Raw genomic sequence first — 7,199 nt, 5'->3', positions numbered from 1 at the left:
GCCAGCGGATGCTCGGAGTCGGTCTCTGCCGCGGCCGCGAGCGCGAGCAGCTTCTCCGCATCGCCATCGACGGGATGGATGCCGGTGACCGCAGGCGTTCCCTTGGTCAGGGTGCCCGTCTTGTCGAACAGCACGGTGTCGACGGTGCGCATGCTCTCCAGCGCCAGGCGGTCTTTGATGAGCACGCCGCTGCGCGCGGCCCGTTCGGTCGCGATCGAGACGACCAGCGGGATCGCCAGGCCCAGGGCGTGCGGGCAGGCGATGACGAGGACGGTGATGGTGCGCACGACGGCCTGATCCGGCAGGCCGACCAGCGTCCAGACGATGGCGGTGATCACGGCGGCGGTCAGCGCGAACCAGAACAGCAGGGCGGCCGCGCGGTCGGCGATGCGCTGGGCTCGCGAGGTCGAGTTCTGCGCCTCGGTGACGAGCTTCTGGATGCCGGCGAGCGCCGTGTCTTCGCCGATCGCGGTGATCTCGACGCGCAGGCCTGAGTCGGTGGCGACGGTTCCGGCGACGACCTGGTCGCCGTCGGCGCGGCGCACGGTGCGGGACTCCCCCGTGATCATCGACTCATCCATGCTCGCCGAGCCCTGCACGACCCGGCCATCGGCGGGGACGCGGCCACCGGGACGGATCACGACGACGTCGCCGACGCGCAGGTCGGCCGGGGCGACCGTGACGGTGGTGCCGCCTTCGACCCGCTCGGCCTCGTCGGGCAGGAGGGCTGCCAGCGAGTCGAGGGCCGAGGTGGTCTGGGCGAGCGAGCGCATCTCGATCCAGTGGCCGAGCAGCATGATCACGATCAGCAGCGCGAGCTCCCACCAGAACTCCAGTTCGTGGTGCAGCAGTCCCAGGCTCGCGCCCCACGAGGCGAGGAAGGCGACCGTGATCGCCAGCCCGATCAGCAGCATCATGCCCGGTGCGCGTGAACGCAGTTCTTGCACGGCGCCGGTGAGGAAGGGCGTTCCGCCCCAGACGTACATCACGGTGCCGAGCACCGGCGAGATCCAGGCGACCCAGGTGGCATCAGGCAGTTGGTATCCGAGCAGCATTGCGAACGCACCGGAGAAGGCGACCACTGGCACCGCGAGGATCAGCATGATCCAGAACAGCCGTCGGAACTGGCCGACGTGATCGCCGTGTCCCCCGTGCCCGTGGCCGCCGTGCTGGTGCCCGGCCTGGCCGGCGTGCTCGTGCATCTCGTGTGCGGCATGCCCGGCGTGGCTCCCATGCTGCCCGGCATCCGCTCGCTCGTGCATGGCGTGATCGTGCTGGCTCATCGGATTCTCTCCTCTGCGCGTTGCAAATGCGACACCACCAGACTACACCTATACCCCCAGGGGGTATCCATTCGGTCGAGAGGAGCCACCTCCTGGACGCCACGGACAAACGACCGACAACGCGCTATACATATGGCTAGTAAGAGGGTCGACCAAAGTCCACTACGCGCGAGGCGTCCTCTGCGAGGTCCGCGGCGAACACGTCGGCGGAACGGAATGGAGAGGGGTTTCCAATGTCAGTACGTGCAGTGTCAGTCCGCCGTCGCCGCAAGGTCATGGCCATCATCGCCGGCGGAACAGCGCTCGGGGTCGCCGGCCTCGTCACGCTCGCCGCGTGGAACGACACCGAATGGGTCTTCGGCGGCACCAGCGCCGATGGTGGAGGCGACGGCGTCGGAACGAGCTCGTTCAACGTCCAGCAGAACGCGTGGAGCGGTGCGACCGCGCCTACGACGGCGAGCACATTCACCGACCACGAGACCAATCCCGGCAACGAACTCATCTTCAATGTCGACCCGACGGGCCTCACCCCGGGCGACACGATCTATGCCCCCGTCGCGCTGACGACCACGGCGGATTCGATCGCCGGCGAACTGCAGCTGACACCCGCGATCGCAGCCATCGGCAAGACGGCTGTCGATGCGGGCGAGGCCCTGTGGGACGTTCTGACCTACTCCGTTCGTGTCACCGACACGGCCGCGACGGCAGTCAACTGCACTCCGGCCGGATTCGCCTCGGCCGGCACGCAGATCGTCACAGATCAGGCGCTCGACGCGGCGATCACGGCGGACCCGCAAGCGCTGTCCGCAGAGCGCGGCAACGTACAGTACTACTGCTTCGCGATCACCCTGCCCGAAACTGAGGCCGACAACCAAGACCTCCAAGGCCGAGTCGTCTTCCCGGCGTGGCGCTTCGCGGCGACCTCCAACTGATCATCACATCCAGGTTCGGGCCGGGATGCTGCTGATCCGGCATCCCGGCCGACATAGGCAATCATGACTGCTCAACCGCGTCACGCACACGCCCGGCGACGGCCCGGGCGCGTGAAAGACATCGTGCTCGTCGTCGCGGCCCTGCTCGGGCTCGCGACGGTCGGCTGGACCGTGTTCACGCAGGTCACCGGCGCGACGATCGTCGTGCTCAAGACCGGTTCGATGAGCCCGGAGATGCCGCAGGGCTCGGGGGCGCTGTCGCTGCCCGCCGAGGCCGGCGAGCTCGAGGTCGGCGACGTGGTGACGGCGAAACTCGACGACGCATCTCCCCTGGTGACGCACCGGATCGTGCGCATCGACGACGTGCCGGGCAGTCCTGACAAGCGGGAGCTGGTGATGCGGGGCGACGCGAACGAGACGGACGATCTGTATCCGTACACGGTGGAGAAGGTGCTGCGGGCACAGTTCGCGATCCCGTACGCGGGCGCGGTGCTCTCGGTGGTGACCTCCCCGCTGTTCCTCGGCGGCTTGGTGCTGGTGATCGGGATGCTGGTGGTCTGGGCATTCTGGCCGGCCCCCGTGGACGAGATCGAAGAAGAACTGGCGCTGAGCGAGGGGCGACCATGAGCAAGAGCGACGGCTGGAGCCGAATGCGCGCGTCGGGCGCGGCGGTCGCCGGCGCCGCCTTGGCGCTCGGGCTCGTCTCCGTGTCGGTGCAGTCGTATGCCGCGGTCGCCGAGCCGGCGGATGCCGCGCGCGGCGACCTCATCGTCGACGCGCAGCCGCATCCGACGGAGTTCTTCGACCTGAGTCCCGGCGAGATCCGGTACTGGTCGATCGAGGCGTCGCTGGAGGGCGCCGAGCGCGGTTCGCTCGCCCTGCGGGTATTCGGTGCCGGCGCGCTGATACAGCATCCGCAGCATCCGCTGATGATCGCGGTCGACGGCTGCGACGGGACGCTGGTCGGCGATGACCCGCGCGAGCGGCCCGCCTGCCAGGGCGCCGACTACACGACCGTCGTCGCTCAGCAGCCGCTGGCCGATATCACCTCGGACCCGTCGGCGGACGAGACCGACGACGTGTGGACGCTTCGGGATATCACCAGCGACGAGGGGCGATCCTTCGTCGTGACGCTCGCGGTGCCCGCGGGCGGAGCAGACGACAAGACACTTATGGGACTGCGCGGCGAGATCGGCGTCGGTCTGTTCTCTGCGGGTGACGATATCGCCACCCCGGAGAAGCCCATCGTCCAGGAACCCGACCTGGCGACGACGGGCGGACTGCTGCCGATCTCGCTGGCGCTGATCGGCGCCGGCACGATCGGACTCGGCCTGGTGCTCGGCCGCGTGCACTCATCGCGCCGTCGGCAGGCGTCGGGGAGGACATCGTGAGAACGCGCGCGACGTTCCGCAGGAGTGCGTCGAGCAGGAAGCTGGCCCGGCGCGCATCGACCGTGTCGATCCTGAGCGTCGCCGCAGCTCTCGTGGTGACGAACCTGACCCCGATCGTGGTGACATCGGCATCGTGGACCGGCGACGAGTGGGACCACGGCGAAGTCGGAACCGTCTCGTGCACGGACGACGGCGTCTTCAAGACCCGCGGCGCCGGGCGGCTGCTGGGTGGCGAGCTGACGTCGCTGGACCTCGACAGCATCGCAGCCCTCGACGGCATGACCGTCACGAACGACGGCGAGAGTGCGAATCCCGCCCCAACGACCGCGCACAATGTCGGCGACGCCTACGTGAACCCGCTGGGTGCCACAGTGCTTGAGGGGATCTATCTGCCGCTGACACCGTGGAACAACGGACAACCCAGCACTCTCGACGACGTACTCTCCATCCCGGTCGCCGCTGATGTGGGAGCTGTCAACCACTTCGCGTACGCGGTGGACAACGGCGAATCGGCGGGCGCCAGCGGCTTCGTCAGCGATTCGGGATCGATTCAAGCCGACAACGACGACAATCCCGGCCTTCCCACCCTCGGAACCTTGAAGCTCTCGACTCTCGTGGAAGCGTTGACAGGACAAAGTCTCGCAAAAATCGTCTCGGACATCGCCGAACTGCAATTGGAGATCGGCGCTGTGGCAAGCCGCGCGACGCTCGACGCGTGCGAGACAGCGTGGACCGGGGACATCGATACGCACCTGGAACGCAAGTATGCGATCGCCGGGCTGAATGCCGAGATCGGCACGCCGAGACTCATCGGAGGCCTAAAGACCGCACTGTCGACTGAGCTGGGCAGCGCTCTTTCCGGAGTGCAAACCGGTCTCGAAGGACTCGACGACGACACGACTGTGGCAGGTGCGGTGACGAGCGGTGTCAGATCGCTGCTGAACGGTCTTCTCGGTGGTCTCGGGCTCGGGTCTGTGGACCTCGACATTCAAAGCATCAGCTTCGACGCCGCGTCCGTGGTCGCGCCCCTCCTCGAGGCGTCGATCAGCGATCCCGCCGGCACGGTGACGCTCGACCTCGGCAGTGGCCGTGTTCAAGTTGATCTCGCCTCGCTGCTCGGTGAGGCCTACGACGGAAGCCGATTCGATGGCGCCCCGGGCTTCGGACTGAACGACCTACCACCGAACACAGAGCTGGTCTTGAACACCGGCGTGACCGACGCGCTCGCCGCAGCAATGGGTCGAGCGCTGGACGGATGGGTGCAAAGCGTCGTCGCGGCGGTTCATGGCAGCATCCTGAGTGCACATATCAAGGCGGTCGTGTCTGTCCGCCTGCTTGGGGTTGCGAGCGTCAATGTCACTGTCGAAGGAAGCCTGCAGGAGTTGCTGGACGGAAAGGTCGCAACAAACCCGGAGATCAACGTGCTCGGCTTGTGCCTCCCGCTCGTGTGCAACCTCGACGCCATCGCCAACGCACTGCTAGGCGGCGCCGGGAAGATCGTAGGCGACGCAATCAAGCCGGCGCTCCTTGAGCCGGACGGTCTTGTCTCGACCCTAGGGAGCACTCTGACATCGACCCTGACGACTGCGATAGACCTCGTGAGCGATGCAGTCGACACTCTTCTCACCGGCGTCTTCGGCAACGACGATGTGAACGGCCTGATCTCGCTCCGGGTGAACGTGCAGAACGATCCTGCCGCGGGCAACGACCCGGACCCTCCCCTGACGTATCCGGACTGGGAGGACGGATCAATTCCCGAAGGTCGGTACGACGTCGCTGCTCTGAGCGTGAGCGTCCTTGATATGGCCGGCACGGCGGGAAACATCAACCTCGAGCTCGCGCGCTCCTCGGTCGGTGTGAGCTGCGCGGTAGGCGACGTCTGGGAGGGCGACGGGCGCTGCGCCGGCTATTGACCCGCATTCTGACTCGAATCGCCACCGATTCGCTCCGAGCCGATATGGTGAACGAAGGTCCGTGGGGGACCTTCTGGGGACAAAGGGGAGGCCTTATGGCCAGGGGAACATCGACGTTCGGCGTGCTCGAAGAACTGATCGAGTTGCGAGATGCAGGGCCTCGGGAGCTGATTCCCGAGTTGTTCGAGAAGCACTACATCGAGGTCTGGTTCGGTCTCGATCCGCGCGAATTGCGCACGGTGCTCGAGGCTGCTCCGGAAGCGGAGCTGCGGAGTCACGCTCTGGCCGGCTATGTCCTCGCTGTTCTGCGAGGCGACCCCGTGTCGTTGCTCGACGACGCGAAGCAGAACGGCTTGAAGACCGACGACGCGATCGGCCGAGCCACCACATCTGCCATGGTCATCCTCGAGGCTCGGCTGCGCGGCGAAATGCAGTTCGCGCTGTCGCAGGTCGACCGGCTCCGTGCCGACGCACCGGCGAGCATCGCGTTCGTGGACGGCTCACTCGGCGCCGCGTCGTTCGCGGGGGTTCAAGCCGGGCTCACCCGGATGCTGGCGGGTGATCTGACCGGGGCGCTGGCGGAGTTCGAGCGGGTGAAGTGGACGGATCCTCCCGCCGACCTCGTCTTCCTGATCCGCGATGCTCACGCCAAGGCCGCTCTCATCCATGCCGTAGTCGGCGATCCCGATCTGGCACGCCGAGAGCTCGACGATGCCGCAGGCCTGCCCCGGACCCGCAGTTGGGCGGAGCCCGTGGTGGACGCCACCGCGCAATTGGCCGAAGCCCTACTCGAGGAATCCGAGGCAGCGAGCGCGTTCGAGTCGCTGCTTTCGATCCCCCGTCGGGATATCGGCGAGATGTGGCCTTTCTACGTGCTCGCGGTCGCCCCGTTCGCGCTGGCCGGCAACACCGGCGCAGAACAACTGCTCACCGCACTCGAAGCCGCCGATCTCCCAGGCTCCGCGAGCGGACAGGGCCTGCCGGGCAGCGTGATTCCGCTCGCCCGTGCCGCGCTCGCCGCCAGGGCAGGCCACAGCGCACTCGCACGCGGCGGGCTTGCATCGGCGGATCAGCAGCTGCCGCTTACGGCTCTCACTGCCGCGGGCATCGCCCTCGACACCGGATCCCCGGCGCAGGCGCTCGCCCTGGCCATCCGGATAGCCCCGCAGACGCAGGGGCTGCGTCAGCTGGAGATCTGGCGGCTGAGTGTCGTGCATCTCGCGCACACCGCTCTCGATGAGAAAGTCGCAGCCGAGACGGCCCAGCACCAGATGACACAGCTCTCCGACGGTCTCGTGCGCTTCAACCTCGCGGTCGCGGGCTCCGTCGGAGACCACATCCGTGCGACGCTGACAGGCGAGCCCGGCCCGTCGAAGCGACCGATGCAGTGGCTGACGCAGCGAGAAGCCGAGATCCTCGCTCACATCGCCGAGGGGCTCAGCCGCAGGGAGATCGCCGAGCGCCTGTTCGTGTCGATGAACACAATCAAGACACAGGCATCGAGCCTGTACCGAAAGCTCGGTGCTTCGAGTCGTGATGCTCTGCTGGGCGAGGCGTACGACCGCGGACTGATCTGATCTCGGCAGCGGCGAGGGCGAGGGCGGGGGCTTCGACTCCTCGCTGCGCTCGTCGCTCAACCCGTTTCGTCTCGCCTTCGGCTCGCTCAACGACCCGAGAACG

At 67.2% G+C, this 7,199-nt stretch carries 6 protein-coding genes; 5 read left to right on the top strand and 1 reads right to left on the bottom strand.

All coding sequences use genetic code 11. The features are described 5' to 3' along the window. Window positions 1–1,283: HAD-IC family P-type ATPase (locus ACTICP_RS09250; RefSeq protein ID WP_441891643.1), on the bottom strand; the 1,283-nt coding region annotated here is incomplete at its 3' end. 233 nt (window positions 1,284–1,516) lie between these two features. On the opposite strand from ACTICP_RS09250, the gene ACTICP_RS09245 reads away from it, so the two are divergent. The 5 genes from ACTICP_RS09245 (at window position 1,517) to ACTICP_RS09225 (ending at window position 7,096) form a co-directional block, all read left to right on the top strand. Next, on the top strand, window positions 1,517–2,215 hold the full coding sequence (locus ACTICP_RS09245; RefSeq protein WP_441891641.1) for a SipW-dependent-type signal peptide-containing protein: 699 nt from the start codon (window positions 1,517–1,519) through the stop codon (window positions 2,213–2,215). Window positions 2,216–2,278: 63 nt separating this feature from the next. Continuing rightward, the gene (locus tag ACTICP_RS09240; protein ID WP_441891639.1) at window positions 2,279–2,842 is read left to right on the top strand and encodes a signal peptidase I; all 564 of its coding nucleotides are present in this window, start codon (window positions 2,279–2,281) and stop codon (window positions 2,840–2,842) included. Then, window positions 2,839–3,606, top strand: coding sequence for a hypothetical protein (locus tag ACTICP_RS09235; RefSeq protein WP_441891637.1), 768 nt, complete (start codon window positions 2,839–2,841; stop codon window positions 3,604–3,606). The genes ACTICP_RS09240 and ACTICP_RS09235 overlap by 4 nt, the downstream gene beginning before the upstream one ends. A 62-nt stretch (window positions 3,607–3,668) precedes the next feature. Then, entirely contained in the window at window positions 3,669–5,519 is a 1,851-nt protein-coding gene (locus ACTICP_RS09230) for a choice-of-anchor G family protein (protein WP_441891635.1), read from the top strand. A gap of 95 nt (window positions 5,520–5,614) precedes the next feature. Then, the gene (locus ACTICP_RS09225) at window positions 5,615–7,096 is read left to right on the top strand and encodes a response regulator transcription factor (protein ID WP_441891633.1); all 1,482 of its coding nucleotides are present in this window, start codon (window positions 5,615–5,617) and stop codon (window positions 7,094–7,096) included. The last annotated feature ends 103 nt before the right edge of the window (window positions 7,097–7,199 follow it).

Origin of the sequence: Microbacterium sp., from assembly GCF_052102115.1 — a bacterium.
In the GTDB taxonomy this organism is placed as follows: domain Bacteria; phylum Actinomycetota; class Actinomycetes; order Actinomycetales; family Microbacteriaceae; genus Microbacterium.
This window is presented reverse-complemented; position numbering and strand designations above follow the sequence as displayed.